The following is an 18,677-nucleotide window of genomic DNA, read 5'->3' as shown; positions in this document are numbered from 1 at the left end:
TAGTCGATGCGCAGTGATTCGACGAGTTGGTAGGCGTTGGACTGGGTGTAGACGTCGGCGCCGCCGAGCTTGTCGATCCAGTGGGGGACGACCGCGTCGGCGGCCTGGGTGGCGACGCCGTCGAGGTAGGCGCGGAAGACGGCCCACGGGTTGGTGGCGTCGACGGACCCGTAGATGGTGGCGGGGTTGAAGGTGTCGATCGCGTTCGCCGCCGCGGCCTTCAATTCGGCGACGTACTGCTGCTGGATGGTGACGTCGTCGCGGGTGCCGAGGCGGGTGAGGTGGCCGCCGACGAACGTTTCGAAAGGGTAGCTGAGTGCCTGGTCTGGCGCATTGAGCCAGCCGGGGATGTTCTGCGACTCGGCGAGGTAGGCGAACGGTACCCAGCCGGGGAAGACGACATCGACGAGCATGAGAACCCGCTGGTCGGGCAGGTAGGTGAAGATGTTGCCGGGGGAGTGGTTGGGGCCGTGGTAGGCAAGCTCGATGCGGTCTTCGCCCGCCGTGATGGTCAGCCGGTCGTCGAAGGTGACGTCCGGCAGCGGCCGGTTGGGATCACGCGCCTGCCGTAGCAGGCCACTGACCTCGCGCTGGGCGTAGAAGCGGGCACCGTCGTAGAGGGTCATGGCGCCGGTGTGGTCGGCGTGATGGTGGCTGTAGACGGCGTGGGTGACCGGGGCCTTGGTCACGCTCGCGATCGCGCGCAGAATGTTGTTCCCGATCGTGGGCGGCGCGTCCACGACGACGACCCCCTCGGCGGTGGCGAGGAAGATCATCTGATAGAGGCCGTCGGTCAGCCAGTAGGTCCGCTCGGCGATCTCCTCGATGAGGTAGCCGGGCGCGGGGATGGCCGGGCCCTTCGCCGGCGGCGGGACCGGCGCGGTCGTCGGGGTCGGGCCGGTAACTGCCGCTGCTGCCGCGGTCGGCTGGCCGAGCAGCGCCGCCGCGGGGACGGCCGCCGCCGCGAGGCCCGCTGAAGCCATCAGGGTGCGGCGGGTCAGCGGCCGCCGGACGTAGTCGAGCCCTGGCTCTGGGGAGGGTGGAGTCATTCGCGTTGCCTTTCGTGTGATGACGGGCTGATGTGCTGCCAGGCCTTCTAGCACCTGGCCGCGCATGCGAACGGCACCAGCGTAGAATTATTTAGGTGCGCAAGCAAGTAAATTCGCGATGCGATCGCCCGGTCGTTGCGCGACCATCGTGCGAAGCGATCTCCGCGGCCGAATCGTCACCCGGACGGCCAGACAGAACGAAGACCGCTGTACATGTACACGCTAAAGCGGCGTAGACGACCGCGCCGCCGACTCCACCTTCTTCAGTCGACGCATTGCCCTACCCGGGACGACGGAGTCTGCGCCGCGAAGCGATCCTGCGGCTGTTCTGGGCAACCGGACGGCAACCAAAGAGCAAACGGCCACTGCGAGAGTCGCGGTCTATGGCGGCCAAATCTCACGTTCGCCTGGCGCGACGTACGGGCCGTGGCGACGGAGATGGTCGTGTCACCTACGAGGGGAACATAGTGCGCACACGCGTCGGACCGTTACTGGTCATGCTTGCGGCCGTCGTCGGCCTGGTTGCCGGGCCGCCGACAGCCGCCAGGGCGGCCTCTGGTCCGAGTTACGAGATCGAATGGGATTCCACCGGGCTCGCCGTGGATTCGCTTGGCACGACTGTGTGGCAGACCCTGGCCACGACGTCCTGGGCGGGCCGCGCCTCCCAGGTATGGGTCACGAACGTAGTAGCCAACCCGTGGAGTTGGAGCGTCAACGCCGAGTCCGGTCTGTGCATGGTGACCGGTGGCGCGGCACGGATCGGCGACCCCGTCGTTCAGGGGGCGTGTGGGTACAACGGCTATTCGGAGTGGGGAAATGTCGCGGCTCCCGGGCCGTGGACCGGCCGGGTGCATATCGTCAACCGTGCTACCGGACTATGCGTGGGCATCGGCGCGGTCAATGGAGCCGGCGAGCCGACGCTGGAGCTTCAGCGCTGCAGCCAGGCCGGACCGTGGTGGGTGTATCGCCAGGTCGGCTGACTGGTGGTCCGCCTGATCCAGCGTCTGGGCCGAATCGGTCCAGACGCTGGTCATGGTGGCCCGGCAAGTGGGGTCGCCAACTGTGCTGTCCGGGCGGTTGGAAACCGCCTGTCCTTGGCCCGACTCACGCTGTGCGGACCAGTCGGGCTCGGACGCGATCTGCATGCGGATGTTGAAGGACGTCGAGGATGCTGAGCGCGTTGTGCCATGCATCCTGCGCGGCGGCCGTGTTGCCGACGGCTTGGTGGGTTTCTGCCAGATGAGTCAAGGTGTCCGCTTCGTTGTAACGGTCGCCGAGGCCGCTGTAGAGGTCGAGGGCGTTTCGGTAGCAGACGAGTGCCTCCTCGTACTGGCCGACGAGATGGCATGCGTAACCCAGGCTGTCCCAGGTGGTGGCCTGGCCGTTGCGGTCGCCGAGCTGTTGCTGGAGCGTGAGGGCTTGCCGGCAGTGCAGGAGCGCCTGGCGGCCGTCGCCGAGCTGGGCGTGGTACCAGCCCATGGCGTTGAGGGCATTGGCCTGGATGGCCTGGTTCTCGGTGGTGCGGGCGAGTTCGTAGGCCTGTCTGGCGTGGTCGAGCGAGTCGTCGGCGCAGCCTTGCAGGTCGCGGATCCACGCCAGACCCAGGTGGGTGCGCGCCTGCCGGATTCGGTCGCCGAGGTCGCGGAACAGCTCGATGGCGCCCAGGAAGTTCGTGTGGGCCTCGTCGAGGCGGCCCAGTCGACTGTACGCGCGGGCGAGGCCGTAGTGCGCGTTGGCGCGGCCGTCCTGATTGCCGACTCGCCGCGCGGCGTCGAGGGCGACGTTCTGCACGGTGGCCAGGTCCTGCCAGCGGCCGCGTCGTTCGAAGAAGGTCGTGCACGTCCAGGCCAGCTGCCAGGAGTGGTCCGGGAACCCGGTCTCCGCGGCGCACTGCGTGATCGCGACGAGCACGGATTGCTCGTCGGTGAACCAGTTCAACGCTTCGTCGTGGTCTGCGGGGTGGTCGGGTAAGGCTCCGATGCACGGTTTGGACAGCGTGATCGGCTGCCGGTGTGGGTTGAGCAGTATCGAGGCGGCGTGGGCGGTGTGCAGGTAGTAGTCGAACATTCGATGTCTGGCTGCTTGCCGGTCATCGTCGGTGTCGTCGCTCAGGACGCGCTCACGGGCGTAGGCGCGCAGCAAGTCGTGAAAGACGTAACGGCCGGGAGCGGATTCGATCAGCAGGTGGGCGCGACTGAGCTGCTCCAAAGCGGCGCGTGTCTGTTCGTGCGGGAGTCCCGCGAGACTTGCGGCCGCCGCGGCGGTGATATCAGGGCCGGGATGCAGGCCCAGGAAACGAAAGGCGCGGGCGGTCGAGGCGTCCACGGCGTAGTAGGACCAGGACAGCACGGCACGCACGTCCGCGGCGGCCTCCCCGGCTGAGAGAAGGTCCAGACGACGGCGGGTGTCGCGCAGCTGCTCTGTCAGGGTGCTGAGTGGGGTGCCGGCGCTGGCGACGGCGCGTGCGAGGGCGAGGTTCAGCGCGAGCGGCAGGCGGGCGCACAACTCGATGAGTTCTTCGGCCGCTTGCCGCTCGGGGGCGAGGCGTTCGGCGCCCAGCCGCGCTGCCAGCAGTTCGCGCGCCTCGTCGAGCGTGAGCAGGTCGAGGGCGAGTGGGAGTGCGCCGTCGAGGGCCACGAGGCCGCTCAGCCGGTCGCGGCTGGTGACCAGGACCAGGCAACGCGGCGCGCCAAGCAGCAGGGGCCTGACCTGTTCGGCATCGCGGGCGTTGTCGAGCACGATCAGAGTACGGGTATCGGCCAGGCGGCTGCGGTACATGGCAAGGCAGGCGTCTGAGTCTGCCGGGATGCGCGCGGGCGGAACGCCGAGCGCGTCCAGGAACAGGCGCGCAGCGGCCGCTGGATGCAGCGGGCGAGCGGCGGGATCGAAGCCGCGCAGATTCACATAGAGCTGGCCGTCGGGGAATCGGTGAGCCGCCTGATGCGAGAAATGCACCGCCAGCGCCGTCTTGCCGACACCGGCCGTGCCGCTGATCACCACCGCTGCGAGTACGCTGCCGCCCGCGTCCCCATTGCCCAGCAGGTCGTGCAGCAGCTTGAGCTGATCGGCGCGGCCGGTGAAATGCCGGATGGACGCGGGAAGCTGTCGCGGCGCCGGATCCGGTGCGCTCGACTCTTGCTGCGCGATGGCGGCGGGCGGCGGCGCGGCCAGCGAGGGATCCCGACGCAGCAGGGACGAGTGCAGAGCGGTCAGCTCGCTACCGGGATCGACACCCAGTTGCGTGGCGAGATCGGCCCGGGCACGCCGGTAGACCTGCAATGCCGCACTGATATCGCCACACCGGTACAGCGCGAGCATCAGCTGCCCGACCAGTTGCTCCCGCACCGGGTGCTGCGCGACCAACTGCGTCAGCTCGGCGACCACGGCTGGGTGTCGCCCGGCGGCCAGCTCCGCTGCGATGCGCTGTTCCATGGCGCTGAGCCGAAGGTTCTCCAGACCCCGCGCAAGGTTCCGCGCACCAGGTCCCGTGGCTGGATCCTCCAGGGCAGATCCCTGCCAAAGCTCCAGCGCCTCGCCCAACAGCCGCGCTCGCGCCAACGGGTCGGCAACGCCCGTGGCGGCGGCGACTTGGCGCTGGAATCGGTGCGCGTCCACCTGGGCGGAATCCACCCGCAGGACGTATCCCGACGGGGTGCTCAGCAGCTCCACTCCGCACGCGGCGGCGCCCGCCAATGCCGCGCGCAGCCTGGCGATGTGCGCGAACACGACCCGCCGGGCCGCTTGCGGCGGGTCGTCCCACATCAGGTCGACGAGACGGTCAACCGATACAGCGTGCTGACATTCCAGCGCGAGCAGCGCCAGGAGCAGCCGCCGCTTCGGCGGTCCCAGGTGCACCGTGCGCCCGTTCACGATGACTTCGATCGCCCCGAGGACGCGGAACTCGACCGCGCCCTGCCCCTCCCGCTCGTCCACGGTCCCCCCTTCGGCCTGCCTTCCCATCATGAGCGCGGTGTCCGACACCAGGCGACAGACCTTGCACGCACGGTGATCCTACGGCGGTCGTGGGCAACCGGACGGCAACCAGAGTGCAAACGGCCGCTGCAAGAGTCGCAGCCCATGGCGACCAAACTCACGTCCGCCGGGGACGACGTTCGGACCGCGGCGAAAGCCCTCGTACTTCTGAACGACGGTCCCCGGCGCGGTGAGCTTGCCGAGCTGTGCGTTGCGATGGGCTGGCAGCTACACGACGCCGGGCCGGAGTCGTCATGTGGCCCCCGTCAGGCTACGTATCGGGTCGCCGAGTTGCTGGGGCGCGCGGACAGCCCACGCCGCTGTGTGCTGGTCGGGTATGGCGAGATGGGCCTGGCCGCCTTGGCTGCTGCATACCGCTATCCCCAACGGGTGACCGCGGTCGTCGCGATCGACATACCGTTCGACGGCGCCGTGCGGTCCGACGTCGCGAAGCTGTCGTGCCCGGTGATGGTCCTGCCCGCGAACGATCCAGGGGACGTCGTCGCAGCGGTCGCATGGTTTCTGCGCAAGCGTGCCGCGCCTGCTTATGCCGATTAGGCGCTCGGATGCTCGCTGAGGCCTCCAGGTGTCGAGCACGTAGCCGACGGCCCGGGAGGCGCCCAGGTGTGGCGCCTCCCGAACCGCGTATACACGTCTCCGGCCCACGAGGGGTACCAGTCGGCCGTCTCGGGATGGATGAGCATTCTGATCAGGCCTAAGGTCAGCGCAATGCCGGAGATCGGCTGGAACGTGGCACCGGAGGCGAGGGTTGGGGATTGCGCGACCGGCGCCGTGGGTCAGGCGTCTCGGACGACCTCGTAGCTGACGAAGGTCAGACCGTTGCCGACGGTGCTCGTGCGGATCAGCCGCAGCGGCTTCTGGCTGCCGGTCTCGCCGAACAGGCGTCGGCCGTCTCCGACCAGAACCGGAAGGATGAACATCCGCAGCTCGTCGACGAGGTCGTGCTCGATCAGCGTGTGCACGAGCCGGTAGCTCGCGTACACCAGGATCTCGCCGCCGATCTCCTTCTTCAGCCTTGAGACTTCGCCCACCACGTCGCCCTTGAGGACCGTCCCGTTGGACCACACGGGCTCGGCCAGAGTGTCGGACACCACGTACTTGGGCATGGCGTTCAGCTTGTCCGCCCACTCGCCGTCGCGGGACTGCCACCGCTCGGCGAACCACTCGTCGCTGCGCCGCCCCAGCAGGATGGCCTCGGCGCCCAGCGCCTCGTCGGCGAAAACCCTCGCCCACGCGTCGTAGTCCGCGCCCAGGGACTGGCCGAACCAGCCGCCGCGCCGGGTTCCCTCCTTGCCGTCCGGGTCCTCGACGACGCCGTCGAGCGACATGTTGGTCGAGATCACGATCTTTCCCATTGTCGGTCACCTTTCCTCGGTGTTCTGACCGTCATCGGTGCAGACACCGCGGCGCCGCTGGACCGGGCGGCCGGGAAGCGCCCAATTCTCTGCCCGGCCGGTGTCAAATAGGGGATCGGGTCAGCGGCCCGGCAGCGAGCGCGGGAGCCCGAACCATGGCAGTACGCTGTTGTCGAAGCGGGTCAGGGCGCAGATGCGGTCTCCGGCCAGGGCGAGGACGTACAGGCCGGTCCCGTGACGCGCGCCGCCGGGGGAACGCAGGTAGGCGCCGAAGGCCGGCTGGCCGTTGGCCCGGGTCGGCACTAGGTCGAACCGGCGGCCCGCGTCGAACAGGTAGGTGCTGAAGCGGGCGACCACGTCGTGGCCCACGTATTCGAATGGCATCGGCGGCATCGACATGAACACGTCGTCGGTCAGCAGGGTCACCAGCGCGTCTACATCGGCGGACTCCCACGCGTGCACGAACTTCGCCACGATTTCGTCCTCGGCGCGCGAGCCGGGAGCGGGGGCGGGTTCCCGGCCGCCGGCCGGTCCGCGTCGGCGCTCCAGGCCGACGCGCGCCCGTTTCAGGGCGCTGTTGACCGATTCGACGCTCGCGTCCAGCATGTCGGCGACCTCGCTCGCGCGAAATCCGAGGACGTCGCGCAGGAGGAGGACGGCGACCTGGCGGGACGGCAGGGTCTGCAGCGCGGTCACGAAGGCCAGGCTGACGGCCTCGCTCTGCTCATAGCGGGCCTCCGGGCCGGGTGGCGCACCGAGCGAGCCCTCCAGCAGCGTGTCGGGGAAGGGCTCAAGCCAGACGACCTCGCCGATCCGGGTCGGCTCCGGCGGCTCAACCGCGGGCACGTTCCACGCCTTCGCGGGCCGCCGACCCGCCGAACGCAGTGCATTGAGACACCGGTTCGTGGCGATCCGGTACAGCCAGGTGCGCAGCGAGGCTCGTTCGGCGTACCCTGACAACCCCTGCCAGGCGGCCAGCAGCGTGTCCTGGACCGTGTCCTCAGCATCCTGTAAGGACCCGAGCATCCGGTAGCAGTGCACCTGCAACTCCCGGCGGTGCGGCTCGGTCAGATCCCGGAACGCGTCGCCGTCGCCGGCCCTCGCCCGCGAGATCAACTCGGCACTAGAGGCGCTCACCCTCACGACACCTTCTCCCCGCAGCTTGCTGCCTGTCGGACTTCCACCCTCGTACAGACACCGGCCGCAGCGCGAACTGGGCGGGATGCGGGCATCTGGTTCCCCGGCTGCGGATGTCGAGGCTGCCGGATACGGTTTGGGCAGCCTCGACCGGCGCTATGTGGTCCTGCCAGGCTTTTCGGGTCGTCTTTCCTCACCAGGCGAGCTGTTGTCGGGACATTGCCTTAGTCGACGCGGCGTGCCGGTTGCTACATGTCCATGCCGGAGGGGTCCGGAAGCGCGTCGTAGGAGCCGTCGTCGCCCCCGCCGTAGCCGCCGTCGCTCATGCCGCCCCCGGAGGGGTCCGAGGATGGGTCCATGCCCGGGTCGAAGTCGCCCGGCATGTCGGACCCGTCGCCGCCCATGCCAGAGAGGTCCATCGACGGGTCGTAGAGGCCACCGTCGTCACCACCGTCCAGGCCACCCATACCTGGTCCGCCGTCGTCCAGCAGGCCATCGGGGGAGCCGCCATCCATCGACGCGCCGCCTCCCTCATGAGGCTGGCCGCCTGCCGAGTGTTGTTGCCCACCACTTGCCGCGTGCTGGCCGCCACCTGCCTCGTGCTGCTGGCCGCCGCCCGCTTCGTGGTGTTGCGCGCCGCCCGCCGCGTGTTGTTGCCCGCCGCCTGCCTCGTGCTGCTGGCCGCCGCCCGCGTGGCCGGGCTGAGTGCCGGCGGATTCCGGGTTGCCCTGCTCGAAGCCGCCCGCGGCCGGGTCCAGGGAGCCACCCATGCCCGGGTCATCTCCACCGCTCAGCGGGTCGCCAAAAAGGTCGTCGGCGCCCGGGTCGCCGCCACCACTCAGCGGGTCGCTGAACAGGTCACCGAGGCCCTGACCGTCGCCACCGCTCAGTGGATCGCCGAGGCCCTGGTCGCTCTGCAATGCCGATCCGGACAGGTCCGCGAGCTCGTCCATTGTCAGTCCATTTCCTTAGTGCGGTGGCTGGTGGTGTGGTGGGCGGCGGTGCCGTGTTCGACGCCGTGTCCTTCGGCTCGGGACCTTGGCCTTCGAGACAGCGAGCAGCCCTGATCGGTCTGGGGGATCACGGCCAAGGCTCCCGCCGCGTCCCCCGGCCGCGGCAGGCCCACCGGTGCAGTCGATCGGGTCCACCGCACTGCCCGTAGAGGCAAACGATCGGACGGACGGGCCACTTGACGGTGAGGCTCAGGTCAGTCGTGTGGCGGGTCCTGCGTTTTGAGCAGCGCTGGGTCGGACCAGTAGGTGATCGGCTCTGGCGTTTCGCCGCTCGGCCGCGTCGGCTTCCCGCGATAGCCTTGGCGTCGGCCCGGGATCGGCCGGGCGAGCGGTGTCGTGGCCGTGATGGCTGGCGGGTCGGAGGGGCCGGATGGTGACCGCGCTGTTGCTGGGGACCGGCGGGTTCTGGACCGCGGCGTACATCCTGTTGATCCGGATCGGGGTGCGTGAGCGGACGTACGGCATGCCGATCGCCGCCTTCGCGACGAACATCAGCTGGGAGTTCATGTTCGCCTTCGTGCGGCCGGCGGCCGGCTTGCAGCACTGGATCAACGTGGTGTGGTTCGCCTTCGACTGCGCGATCGGCTACACGGTGGTGCGTTTCGGCCCGGCCGAGTTCAAGGTGCTGCCGCGATGGGGGTTCTACGGCGCACTGGTCGCGTTGCTGTGCCTGGCGTATCCGGGGATGAATCTCGCCTCGGAGCAGTTCGACGCCGGTAAGGGCAGCATCACCGCGTTCGGGAGCAACCTGGTGATGTCCGGCCTGTTCCTGGCGATGCTGTTGTCGCGGGGATCGATGCGCGGGCAGTCGCTCGGCATCGCGGTATGCAAGATGCTGGGCACCGCGTGCGCGTCCGCGGCCATGCTTGCGGATACCAGCCTCGATGCCCGCTACCACGTCGGGTTCATGTACTACCTGTACGTCGGCTGTTTCGTCGTCGACCTGGCATACGTTGCCGCGCTGGTCGCTGTTCGACGGACCTCGGCTCGGCCCGCGGTCGAGCCGGAACTGCAGGTTGCAACGGCTCGCTGAGCTAGATGCTCGGGGCCGAGGTTCATCCCGGCACCACGGCGTCGCAGTGCCCGGATACCAGCTGCGCATCCTGGACGACGAGGGCGCGGAAGTGCCTGCGGGCGAACCGGGGACTCTCTACGTGCGCGGCGATTCGACGGCCACCGGCTACTGGTCGCGGTACGACGCCTCGCGCCGGGTGTTCCAGGGCGAGTGGCTGTGCACCGGCGACACGTACGTCCAGGATGCAGAGGGCTACTACACCTGCCTCGGCCGCACGACCGACATGATCAAGGCCAGCGGCATGTGGGTGGCTCCTGCCGAGGTCGAAACCCGCCTCCTGGAGCACCCGGCGGTTGATCAGGTCGCCGTGGTGGCGTGCTTGGACGCCGACGGGCTGGAGAAACCGGTCGCCTACGCGGTGCTCGCCGCCTCGGCCGCTAAATCAGACCCCGTAGCGCTAGAGGTGGAGATCATCGAGTTCTGCCGGGAAGGGCTGCCGTCATTCAAACGCCCGCGCCGGGTGGCGTTCCTCGACGCGCTGCCGACCACCGCGACCGGCAAGGTACGACGCGTCGAGTTGCGCGCCGCGGCTGTCGGTCTGCTGTCCGGTCCGCCGAATGAAGCAAGTGCGGTGTGAGCGTGATCGAACGCGACCTGGACGCGGCCGTCCCCGCCGGGCACATCGCCCTCGGCGCGCCGGGCCGGCTCAAGCCAGCGCCCACGGACCTCGCGACGTGGATCGACGAGGCCGTCAAGCTGTACCAGGCCCTGGCCAAGCGTCATCGCGCGAACTTCGCAGCATCGACTGACGAACGGGACTCCTCGAAGACGGGAGACGACGCGAATCGGGTGCGGCTACTCCTCGGCGGCCAACTGCGCCCACCGCGCCTGGGCCTTGGTGTTCCACTGCCGGTGCAGGTCGTCGAAGACGTTCGCCGCCCGCAGACCGATCCAGTGCGGCGGCAGCAACTCGGTCGGCAGTTGCGGATCCAGCCGAGGGAAACGCCGCCACGCGTCCACCAACCGGATCTGCGCGTAAAGGACCTCGTCCGGGGATTCCGGGCGCAGTCCGGCGAACTGGCTGAGGAAGTCCTCGTACGCTTCCGCGAGTTCGCCGAGGTGCCAGGCCTGTTCCACCATCGAATGCTCGGAGCCGACGCCCGCGAACGGCCCGCAGAACGAGACCGCGACCGAACCGAGCCCCAACTCCTCGACTATCTGCTTCGCCTCGGCCTCGCGCGCCGAGTGCGGACTCACCCATATGCCAGGCGCCGGGCTGCCCATTCCCGCCCACGTCAGACCGTTGCGCAACCGATGCCGCAGATCCCGCTGCGACTCCGGGACGCTCACGAGCAGCACCAGCCAGCGCCCGTCCCAGGACTCGCGATCCCGTCCGAAGGAGTAGATCCGTTCGGCGCCTTCGGTCAGCAGCACTGTTCCGTGCGCCGTCAGTGCCCACCGCACGCGACGCCCGTCGCGCTCCGAGACGATCCAGCCGTCCGCCGCCATCCGGTTCAGCGCCTGCCGCGCCGCCTTCTCCTCGATCCCCAGGCCCGTCGCCACCCGCAGCAGGGCCGAGGTCCACACCGGAACACCAGAGGGCCGCACATACTCGCCGAGCACCGTCAGAAGCAGCGACCTCGCGCTACGTGCTCCGGTCTGCTGGCGCCGCGTGAGCGACGGAACCGCCTCCGTCTCGTCGTCCTCACGCATGATCCGTGCACCGCTCCCTCAGGGCTTCCGTCGCAGCCGGTTCACGTCATTCTACGAGAAGAGTGCGTAGCGCCAAGGTTTGGTTAACAGCGAACGTCTGGATGGCCTTCTGGCCGGAAGGCCGCCTGAGGAGTCCTAGGGCATAGGCGCGGGTCGGACGAGCGTCCAGAGTTCGGCCCACTGCTCGGCGGTGAGGTCTTTGGGCAGGGCGCGGCTCGGGACGTGGTTTCGACGCAGCCAGGCGTGCAGGTCGGCGCGGCGCACCCGGCCGGTACGCAGGATCATCTCCGCCAGGCCCCTGCCGGGTGACTGGAAAACCTGTCTGACGAAGGCCTGATATGCGCGCTGTTCGGTGACGAGCGGGAAGGGTCGGCGGCGCATGGTGATCAGGCCCGCGTCGACGGACGGCACCGGCTGGAACGAGGCCGCGGGGATGCGGCGCACGAGCCGGAACTCGTACCAGGGCCACCAGGTCGCGGTGAGCATGCTTGCCCCGCCCACACCGGCCCGGCGGCGGGCGACTTCCCACTGCACGATCAGCACGGCGGACGTCCAAGCGTGTCCGGCCAGCAGCCTCCTGATGACGGCGGTAGTGAGGTGGAACGGGATGTTCCCGACGATGGTGTGCGGGGTGTCGGGGAATCGGTAGCGCAGGAAATCGGCGCAGACGATCTCGACCTTGGCCTCGGTATCGGCTGCCCTGTCGGGGCGCACGTTCAAGGCGAGACGGCGGGCGCGGCGGGGGTCGATCTCCAGCGCGGTAAGGGGCCGATCGAGGCGGGCCAGCGGCCTGGTCAACGCGCCGTCACCGGCGCCGAGCTCGATGACGGGGCCGGAGGTCTCGGTCCTGACGAGGCGTTGGACTTCGGCGATGAGGCGTGCGTCGGCGAGGAAGTTCTGGCCGAGTTCGTGGCGCTTGTACCTGTCCATGGGTGCTCCGCGGCTGATCGTGATCGGAGCCGGGCAGCATGCAGTGCCGCACCGGCGAATGACCCGGATGCGGCGGGGCGTTGAAGATCAGAGATCGGATCGGCCCGCCGCTAGGCGAGGCGGATCCGGATGAAGTGCGCGCCGAAAGCACACATGGAGCCGTACATGGGAGCGGAGGATAGCAGGGCAGAGGCCCGCTGCTCACGGGGATTTTCGGATGTATGGCGGGTGCGTGATGCGTGATCACGAGCGGAATATGCGGATGATTGGCCGCGCGGCGTGGCTCTGGATCGCGGGCCGGTATGGCGGCCAACCGGGGGTTGGCTAATCGGGGTTGGGCGACAGGCTCGGCCGCGCCCTTGTGATCAAGACGGTGCCCGGCACCGAGTACGCCTTCATGACCGACCCAGCCGGGCTGTGAGCCGTCCACGTCACGGTGAGCGCTTCCTAGCCTCGTTGCCGCCGTGAGCCGTGGGTGGATCAGCGTCCGAGGACGGCCATGTGCACGATGCCGACGTACAGGTTCGGGTAGCCGTCACCGGGGCCGTTCTGCTGGTCGTCGCCCGCTGTCGCGATCTTCTGCAGCACATCCATGCCCGAGGTGACCTTGCCGAAGGGTGTGTACAGCGGCGGCAGCGGCGAGGCCTTCCAGCAGATGAAGTACTGACTGCCGTTGGTGTTCGGGCCCGCGTTGGCCATCGCGACGGTGCCGGCGGGGTAGGTCGCGCCGCTGAGGTTCTCGTCGTTGAACTGGTAGCCGGGACCGCCGGAGCCGGTGCCGGTCGGGTCGCCGCACTGCAGCACATAGATGCCCTGCAGGGTTAGCCGGTGACAGTGCGTCAGGTCGTAGTAGCCGTGATCGGCCAGGAAGCGGAACGAGTTGGTGGTACATGGCGCGGCCGTGGTCTCGGCCTGGAAACCGATCACGCCCTGCGTGGTGATCATCAGAGCCGTGAAGGGCGAGCTGTCGGGCGTGGACGGCGGTAGCCCCTTGTACCGGTCAGTGGGAATCACATTGGTGTAGCTGCACGTCGTGGCGGTGTTCGCCCTGGCGACGCTGAGGTTCGCGCGGTGGCCGACGGTCAGCGGGATCAGCGTGCCCGAGGGCGTCGAGCTCGTGCCGGACGAGGCGTTCGCCGCTTCGGTGCCGCCCGCGAGCCCGAAGCCGATGGCGACGGCGACCGCGGTGGCGACTAGCCAGTTTCTGCGCATGGCGATTCCTCCCGTTCAGTGCGGGCGACGTGGGTTGAAGCCCGAGCCGTGCCCTACCCACCACGATTGCGGACTATGCCCGCTCATCGAGCTTGACCATTGCATTAATGAGTTGAGCTTCCGAGGTCGGCAGGCCGATGCCGACCGTGCCGAGCAGGCGGCCGAGCCGCTGACGGCGCGGGGGCATGGTGACCGGGCCGTTGCGGCGCGGGATGCGCGGGAGCGATCGCGGAGCGGACTGTGGTGCGGTGGTGGAGATGACGTGCACGCAGACGTGCCGAGCGAGCCGGATCGCCGTCCGGCGCAGACTCCGTCGGCGACCGCATCTCGCACCCCGCCCGACAATCTGGCGCCAAACGCATCGTCGCCCGACGGGTGGGGTGCGGCGCGGTTCGCGGCTTAGCGCATTGTCCGCGGCCCGGCGGCGATTACTGAGGCGCGCTCATCCCCGGCCGGTGGTCCGCCTCGTCCGCCGCTGGGGCCGTGATGTTGACAGGCATGGTCAGCGGCGGACGCCGGTTGTCATGCCTCGACGGGGGTCAGGACGAAGATGGGCATCGTCCTGGTGGTCTTGGTCTGGTACTGGGCGTAGTCCGGCCAGACCGCGATGGCCCGCTCCCACCAGGCGGCGTACTCCTCGCCGTGGACCTCCCTGGCCTGGTAGTCCTTCTTGGTCGGGCCGTCCTGGAGTTCGACGTGCGGGTTCGCGGTCAGGTTGTGGTACCAGACCGGGTGCGTGGGTGCGCCGCCCATCGACGCGACGACCGCGTACTGGCCGTCGTGCTCGATGCGCATCAGCGGGGTCTTGCGCAGCTTGCCCGTCTTGGCGCCCACCGAGGTGAGCACGATCACGGGCTTGCCCTGGTTGTCGGCGCCCTCGGTGCCGCCGGAGCGCTCGTAGAGGTCGACCTGATCGCGGCTGAAGTCGAAGGCGCTCGGCTCGTACTGCCCGGTGAGAGGCATCTGTCCACCATCCAATCCGACGATTGACTCGAGTGCCGCGTCCTGCCGGCGCGGCCACGGAAGCATAAACGGACTTTACCCCGTTTCTGTTTCCCGCCGGTAGAGTGGACGGCTGTGGACCGGCTCGTCGTCAGCTGGGGAAGGCCGCGCGCCGAGCGCGCCGACGCCGTGCGCAACCGGCTCCACCTGCTGACCACGGCCCGCGAGATGTTCGCCGAGCAGGGTGCGGACGGTCTGACCATGGACGGGCTGGCGCAGCGGGCGGGCCTGGGCAAGGGCACCGTGTTTCGCCGGTTCGGCACCCGGGCGGGGATCTTCCAGGCGCTGATGGACGACGACGAGCGGACCTTCCAGCAGCAGGTGCTCGCCGGACCGCCGCCGCTGGGTCCCGGCGCCCCGGCGCGGGAACGCCTGATCGCCTACGGCCGCGCCCGGGCCGGCTTCATGGTCGCGCACCGGGCGGTCGCCCGCGCCGCCCTGGACGGCAGTCAACCGGTACCGGTGGGAACGCGGGCGCCGATGTCCCAGGTGCACATCCGCATGTTGCTCGGGCAGTTGAGTCTCGACGGGGTCGACCGCGACATGCTGTCTGTCCAACTCGCCGCCGCGCTCGACGGTCCCGTGCTGCTGTACCTGTCGTCCGACGAACTCGACGAGGCCGTCGACGGGCTCGAGGAGTGCATCGGGCAGGCGTGGCAGGACCTGATCGAGCGGGTCTGCCGACCGTGACGCGACGCGGGCGCCGACTGGTGTCAGCAGCATGCGAGCTTCCCGGCACGCGAAGGCCGGGGGCACCCCACCTCATCCCGTCCGGAGCCAGATCAGACGCTCAAAAGGCTCCAGACCAACGTCTCGAACTCAGGCGACTGGTCTCGGTGCGGGAGGGCAGGGGCGACGAACTCGCCGGTTCCGCCGTGGAGGTCCGCGGTCACGAAGGTCGCCCAGACCGTCTTGCCGTTGTGGTCCGGCGGGGTCCAGCCCCAGGTGGTGGCGAGCTGGGCGACGATGCCCAGGCCCCGGCCCACTTCGCCCAGAGGGTCGGATTGCGCGGGTTCGGTGACGTGTCTGACGGTGGGCGGGGTGCCGCCGCCGTCGTGGACCATGCACAGGACGAAGGTGGCCTGCCGGATCAGGCCGAAGCGGATCGTCAGGTCGCCGATGTCGTGCGGTGCGTGCGGTACGCCGTGGCGCACGGCGTTGGTCACCAGCTCGGAGACGACCAGTGTGATGTCGCTTAGCAGTTCCCCGTGGCCCCAGTCGGGCAGGGTGGCCCGGGTGAACTCGCGGGCGAGCTTGGCGGCGCCGGGATCGGCGATCAACTCGCACTGACGGACCAGCCGGCGCTCGTGCGCGGGAACCGATTCGGCCGACGGCCCGCCGGCGAAGGCGGCATACGGCCCTGACGCGGGGTGCCGTGCGGATCGGGTCATGGCGAGTCCCGGTGGGGTCGGTACAAGCACGGAGCGGTCATGGTTCCTGACCGCGGATCAGGTCCGCGTCCATCCTGGCGGACGCGCGACCGCTCGTGCAAGCACGTCTGTAATTTCATTCGCAAGACCCATTGCAAGCACGTATGTTCTTACGGGACGCTGACGGCGGCGCCAAGATCGGATGGCGGACGGGGAGAACCTGCGAGTGGAAGGGGCCTGGCGATGGAGCAGACAGACAAGGACGCAGTCGCAGGACTCGTGGACACCCTGGTGTGGCGTAAGAGTTCTCACAGCAACCCGAGCGGCAACTGCGTCGAGCTGACACAGGTACCGGGAGTGGGGATCGCGATGCGCAACTCCCGGGATCCGCACGGCGCTGTGCTGCTTTTCGCCCCGGCCGAAGTCGCGGCGTTCGTGCGGGGGGCCAAGGACGGGCACTTCGACGATCTGGGCCTCGCTCAGCCAGGGCGCGGCTGAGCGTTCTGCGCCGTGGGTGCCGCGATACGGCGCGCGGCAAGCGTCAGTGTGCGGGCGACGAGCGATGCCGTGCGCGCTAGCCTGGTCGCCGGGAATGTAAGTATCCGGTGTCCAATGCCCGGAAGGTGGTGTGCACGTGCCGGTGAGGTGGCTCGGTCGACGGCGTCGGCCGACTGCGCTGGACCGTGCCCCCGGGCATGGCGGTTTCGCGATGTCGGATTCGCGCGCCGGCCGGGATCGTGGACCTCGTCGGCGTCTTCAGAGGGGGAACAGGTGAGCCAGGTCAGTCCAGCAGCGGCCGGTGATTCCGCGGGCGGCGGTGCCCCGGGCACGCCGGCTGTGCCCGTGTCCTCGGTCGCGCAGTTGGCGGCCTCCGGCGACGGCGGCCCCACCGTCTTGCGGATCTTGCTGGGTGCGCAGCTGCGCCGCCTGCGCACGGCCGCGGGGATCAGCCGGGAGGCGGCCGGGCAGGCGATCCGCGGTTCCCACGCCAAGATCAGCCGCATCGAGCTGGGACAGGTCAGCCTCAAGCAACGCGACATCGCCGATCTGCTGACCCTGTACGGAGTGCGCGGCGCGACCGAACGCGACGCGTTCTTCGCCCTCATGGCGCAGGCCAACAGCCATGGCTGGTGGCACTCGTTCGCCGACCTCGTCCCCGACTGGTTCGAGGTCTACGTCGGGTTGGAGGAGGCCGCCTCGGTCATCCGCAGCTACGAGGTCCAGTTCGTCCCCGGCCTGCTGCAAACCGAGGACTACGCCCGCGCCGTCATCCGGCTCGGACACGGGCTGGCCACGCCGGAGGAGATCGAACGACGCGTCGGCCTGCGCATGGGCCGGGCCCGGCTGCTGCACCGTGAGCAACCGCCGACGCTTTGGGCGGTGATCGACGAGGCCGCCCTGCGTCGGCCATTGGGCGGCCCGGCGGTGATGCGCGCCCAGCTCGAGCATCTGCTGGAGGCGTCGAAGCTGCCGAACGTCAGCATCCAGGTGGCCACCTTCTCCCGCGGGGGTCACGCGGCCGCCGGCGGCCCGTTCTCCATCCTGCGCTTCACGGAGCCGACACTGCCCGACATCGTCTACCTCGAACAACTGACCAGCGCCACTTACCTGGACAAACGCGCGGACCTCGACAACTACTCCATGGTCATCAACCAGCTGTGCGTGGGCGCGCTGCCCGCCGCCGACACCACCGATTTCCTCATCGACGTGATCAAAGACATGGACGCGCGCTGATCCGATGACCGCCGAAGCCCGAGCCCTGATTCCCTGAAAGCGGCCCGGCGTGGCAGGATCAGCGACACACAACCGCACCACCTGTACCGCACGAACCGCGTGTACGACCGGCGCCCGCAAGATCGCGCCCATCCCGCTGTGAGGAGTGCCCTCCCGATGACCGGCGACCCGTCAGCCGCGGACCCAGGACCGAAGATCGACACGACGGTGCCGCACTCAGCTCGGATCTGGAACTACTGGCTGGGCGGCAAGGACAACTATCCGGTGGACCGGGAAGCGGGGGATCGGTTCCTCGCGGTCTACCCGGAACAGCGGGACAAGGCGCGCGCGGTCCGCGCCTTCCTGTCCCGGGTCGTGCGCCACCTCGCCGGCGAGGCCGGAATCCGCCAGTTCCTCGACATCGGCACCGGCCTGCCGGTGATGGACAACACCCACCAGATAGCCCAGCGGATCGCCCCCGAGTCGAAGATCGTCTATGTGGACAACGATCCGCTGGTCCTGGTGCACGCCCGCGCCCTGCTCACCAGCGCCCCCGAGGGCGTCACCAACTACATCGACGCGGATCTGCGCGCGCCCGAGACGATCCTTTCCCAGGCCGCGCAGACGCTGGACTTCCAGCAGCCGATCGCGCTGATCATGATGGGCGTCCTGGGGCACATCGCCGATTACGCGGAGGCGCGCTCGATCGTCAAACGGCTACTGGAGGCACTGCCGCCCGGCAGCTACCTGGCCCAGTGCGACGGCACCGCCACCAACGAGGCGTACATCGAGGCGATCAGGCAGTACGCCAAGGGCGGCGGAGTGCCCTACAACCTGCGCAGCCCCGGGCAGATCGCCGGTTTCTACGAGGGCCTGGAGCTGGTCGAGCCCGGCGTGGTGCCGATTCCCCGCTGGCGGCCCGACGTGATCGAGGTCGGCGAACTGCCCGAGGTGGACCAGGAGGGCGGCGTCGGCCGCAAACCGTGACCCCGCGCTCGGCGAAAACCTCGCCCGTGTAGGTCATGCGGCGTGGCCCCGGAGTATAGGTGCCGCGTCAGCGCGTCGACATGTCCCGCCGCATTGGTGCCAAAGCGGAAAGTGGTCCATAGGATTGAGTGCGATCGGCCCGGACACGCCTGCGGGCGACGTCGGGCCGAGAGGGCGAGCGGCTCGGA

Annotated in this window: 19 protein-coding genes; 8 read left to right on the top strand and 11 right to left on the bottom strand. The window is 69.1% G+C overall.

Going from position 1 to position 18,677, the window contains the following annotated elements:
* Nucleotides 1-1,049: MBL fold metallo-hydrolase (locus tag VGZ32_RS18615; RefSeq protein ID WP_326887349.1), on the bottom strand; the 1,049-nt coding region annotated here is incomplete at its 3' end.
* Nucleotides 1,050-1,546: 497 nt separating this feature from the next.
* On the opposite strand from VGZ32_RS18615, the gene VGZ32_RS18610 reads away from it, so the two are divergent.
* Nucleotides 1,547-2,029, top strand: a complete 483-nt coding sequence (locus VGZ32_RS18610) for a hypothetical protein (RefSeq protein WP_326887348.1) — start codon at nucleotides 1,547-1,549, stop codon at nucleotides 2,027-2,029.
* Nucleotides 2,030-2,153: 124 nt separating this feature from the next.
* Here VGZ32_RS18610 and VGZ32_RS18605 read toward each other — a convergent pair whose 3' ends face one another.
* A complete protein-coding gene (locus tag VGZ32_RS18605) occupies nucleotides 2,154-4,982 on the bottom strand; it encodes an AfsR/SARP family transcriptional regulator (protein ID WP_326887347.1) in 2,829 nt (942 codons plus the stop codon).
* A 144-nt stretch (nucleotides 4,983-5,126) separates the two neighbouring features.
* Between VGZ32_RS18605 and VGZ32_RS18600 the strand changes: the two genes are divergently transcribed.
* Nucleotides 5,127-5,579, top strand: a complete 453-nt coding sequence (locus VGZ32_RS18600) for a hypothetical protein (protein ID WP_326887346.1) — start codon at nucleotides 5,127-5,129, stop codon at nucleotides 5,577-5,579.
* A gap of 239 nt (nucleotides 5,580-5,818) precedes the next feature.
* On the opposite strand, the gene VGZ32_RS18595 is transcribed toward VGZ32_RS18600, so the two are convergent.
* The 3 genes from VGZ32_RS18595 to VGZ32_RS18585 form a co-directional block, all read right to left on the bottom strand.
* A complete protein-coding gene (locus tag VGZ32_RS18595; protein ID WP_326887345.1) occupies nucleotides 5,819-6,397 on the bottom strand; it encodes a dihydrofolate reductase family protein in 579 nt (192 codons plus the stop codon).
* A 120-nt stretch (nucleotides 6,398-6,517) separates the two neighbouring features.
* Nucleotides 6,518-7,534 (bottom strand): sigma-70 family RNA polymerase sigma factor, encoded by a 1,017-nt coding sequence (locus tag VGZ32_RS18590; protein WP_326887344.1) that lies wholly within the window; start codon nucleotides 7,532-7,534, stop codon nucleotides 6,518-6,520.
* Nucleotides 7,535-7,782: 248 nt separating this feature from the next.
* Nucleotides 7,783-8,487, bottom strand: coding sequence for a hypothetical protein (locus tag VGZ32_RS18585; protein ID WP_326887343.1), 705 nt, complete (start codon nucleotides 8,485-8,487; stop codon nucleotides 7,783-7,785).
* 430 nt (nucleotides 8,488-8,917) lie between these two features.
* Between VGZ32_RS18585 and VGZ32_RS18580 the strand changes: the two genes are divergently transcribed.
* Nucleotides 8,918-9,580 carry a hypothetical protein gene (locus tag VGZ32_RS18580; protein ID WP_326887342.1) on the top strand — a complete coding sequence of 221 codons (663 nt, stop codon included), beginning with the start codon at nucleotides 8,918-8,920 and terminating at the stop codon, nucleotides 9,578-9,580.
* Nucleotides 9,581-9,626: 46 nt separating this feature from the next.
* Nucleotides 9,627-10,199 carry an AMP-binding enzyme gene (locus VGZ32_RS18575; protein ID WP_414642561.1) on the top strand — a complete coding sequence of 191 codons (573 nt, stop codon included), beginning with the start codon at nucleotides 9,627-9,629 and terminating at the stop codon, nucleotides 10,197-10,199.
* Nucleotides 10,200-10,417: 218 nt separating this feature from the next.
* Here the strand turns inward: VGZ32_RS18575 and VGZ32_RS18570 are convergent, their stop codons facing one another.
* The 5 genes from VGZ32_RS18570 to VGZ32_RS18550 form a co-directional block, all read right to left on the bottom strand.
* Nucleotides 10,418-11,275, bottom strand: coding sequence for a PaaX family transcriptional regulator C-terminal domain-containing protein (locus VGZ32_RS18570; RefSeq protein ID WP_326887340.1), 858 nt, complete (start codon nucleotides 11,273-11,275; stop codon nucleotides 10,418-10,420).
* A gap of 135 nt (nucleotides 11,276-11,410) precedes the next feature.
* Complete coding sequence (erm, locus tag VGZ32_RS18565; RefSeq protein WP_326887339.1) at nucleotides 11,411-12,205, bottom strand: 23S ribosomal RNA methyltransferase Erm; 795 nt, start codon at nucleotides 12,203-12,205, stop codon at nucleotides 11,411-11,413.
* Between the two features lie 480 nt (nucleotides 12,206-12,685).
* The gene (locus VGZ32_RS18560; protein WP_326887338.1) at nucleotides 12,686-13,417 is read right to left on the bottom strand and encodes a peptidylprolyl isomerase; all 732 of its coding nucleotides are present in this window, start codon (nucleotides 13,415-13,417) and stop codon (nucleotides 12,686-12,688) included.
* A 73-nt stretch (nucleotides 13,418-13,490) separates the two neighbouring features.
* Complete coding sequence (locus VGZ32_RS18555; protein ID WP_326887336.1) at nucleotides 13,491-13,685, bottom strand: hypothetical protein; 195 nt, start codon at nucleotides 13,683-13,685, stop codon at nucleotides 13,491-13,493.
* A gap of 254 nt (nucleotides 13,686-13,939) precedes the next feature.
* Nucleotides 13,940-14,380 carry a nitroreductase family deazaflavin-dependent oxidoreductase gene (locus VGZ32_RS18550; RefSeq protein ID WP_326887335.1) on the bottom strand — a complete coding sequence of 147 codons (441 nt, stop codon included), beginning with the start codon at nucleotides 14,378-14,380 and terminating at the stop codon, nucleotides 13,940-13,942.
* A 114-nt stretch (nucleotides 14,381-14,494) separates the two neighbouring features.
* On the opposite strand from VGZ32_RS18550, the gene VGZ32_RS18545 reads away from it, so the two are divergent.
* The gene (locus tag VGZ32_RS18545; RefSeq protein ID WP_326887334.1) at nucleotides 14,495-15,109 is read left to right on the top strand and encodes a helix-turn-helix domain-containing protein; all 615 of its coding nucleotides are present in this window, start codon (nucleotides 14,495-14,497) and stop codon (nucleotides 15,107-15,109) included.
* Between the two features lie 92 nt (nucleotides 15,110-15,201).
* Here the strand turns inward: VGZ32_RS18545 and VGZ32_RS18540 are convergent, their stop codons facing one another.
* Entirely contained in the window at nucleotides 15,202-15,810 is a 609-nt protein-coding gene (locus VGZ32_RS18540; protein WP_326887333.1) for an ATP-binding protein, read from the bottom strand.
* A gap of 222 nt (nucleotides 15,811-16,032) precedes the next feature.
* Here VGZ32_RS18540 and VGZ32_RS18535 point away from each other — a divergent pair, with 222 nt between their 5' ends.
* The 3 genes from VGZ32_RS18535 (at nucleotide 16,033) to VGZ32_RS18525 (ending at nucleotide 18,489) form a co-directional block, all read left to right on the top strand.
* Entirely contained in the window at nucleotides 16,033-16,287 is a 255-nt protein-coding gene (locus VGZ32_RS18535; RefSeq protein ID WP_326887332.1) for a DUF397 domain-containing protein, read from the top strand.
* 339 nt (nucleotides 16,288-16,626) lie between these two features.
* Complete coding sequence (locus VGZ32_RS18530; RefSeq protein ID WP_414642563.1) at nucleotides 16,627-17,523, top strand: helix-turn-helix domain-containing protein; 897 nt, start codon at nucleotides 16,627-16,629, stop codon at nucleotides 17,521-17,523.
* Between the two features lie 156 nt (nucleotides 17,524-17,679).
* Nucleotides 17,680-18,489 (top strand): SAM-dependent methyltransferase, encoded by an 810-nt coding sequence (locus VGZ32_RS18525; RefSeq protein ID WP_326887330.1) that lies wholly within the window; start codon nucleotides 17,680-17,682, stop codon nucleotides 18,487-18,489.
* The last annotated feature ends 188 nt before the right edge of the window (nucleotides 18,490-18,677 follow it).

It is taken from the genome of Actinocrinis sp. (genome assembly GCF_035938995.1).
Classification (GTDB): domain Bacteria; phylum Actinomycetota; class Actinomycetes; order Streptomycetales; family Catenulisporaceae; genus DASZGI01.
This window is presented reverse-complemented; position numbering and strand designations above follow the sequence as displayed.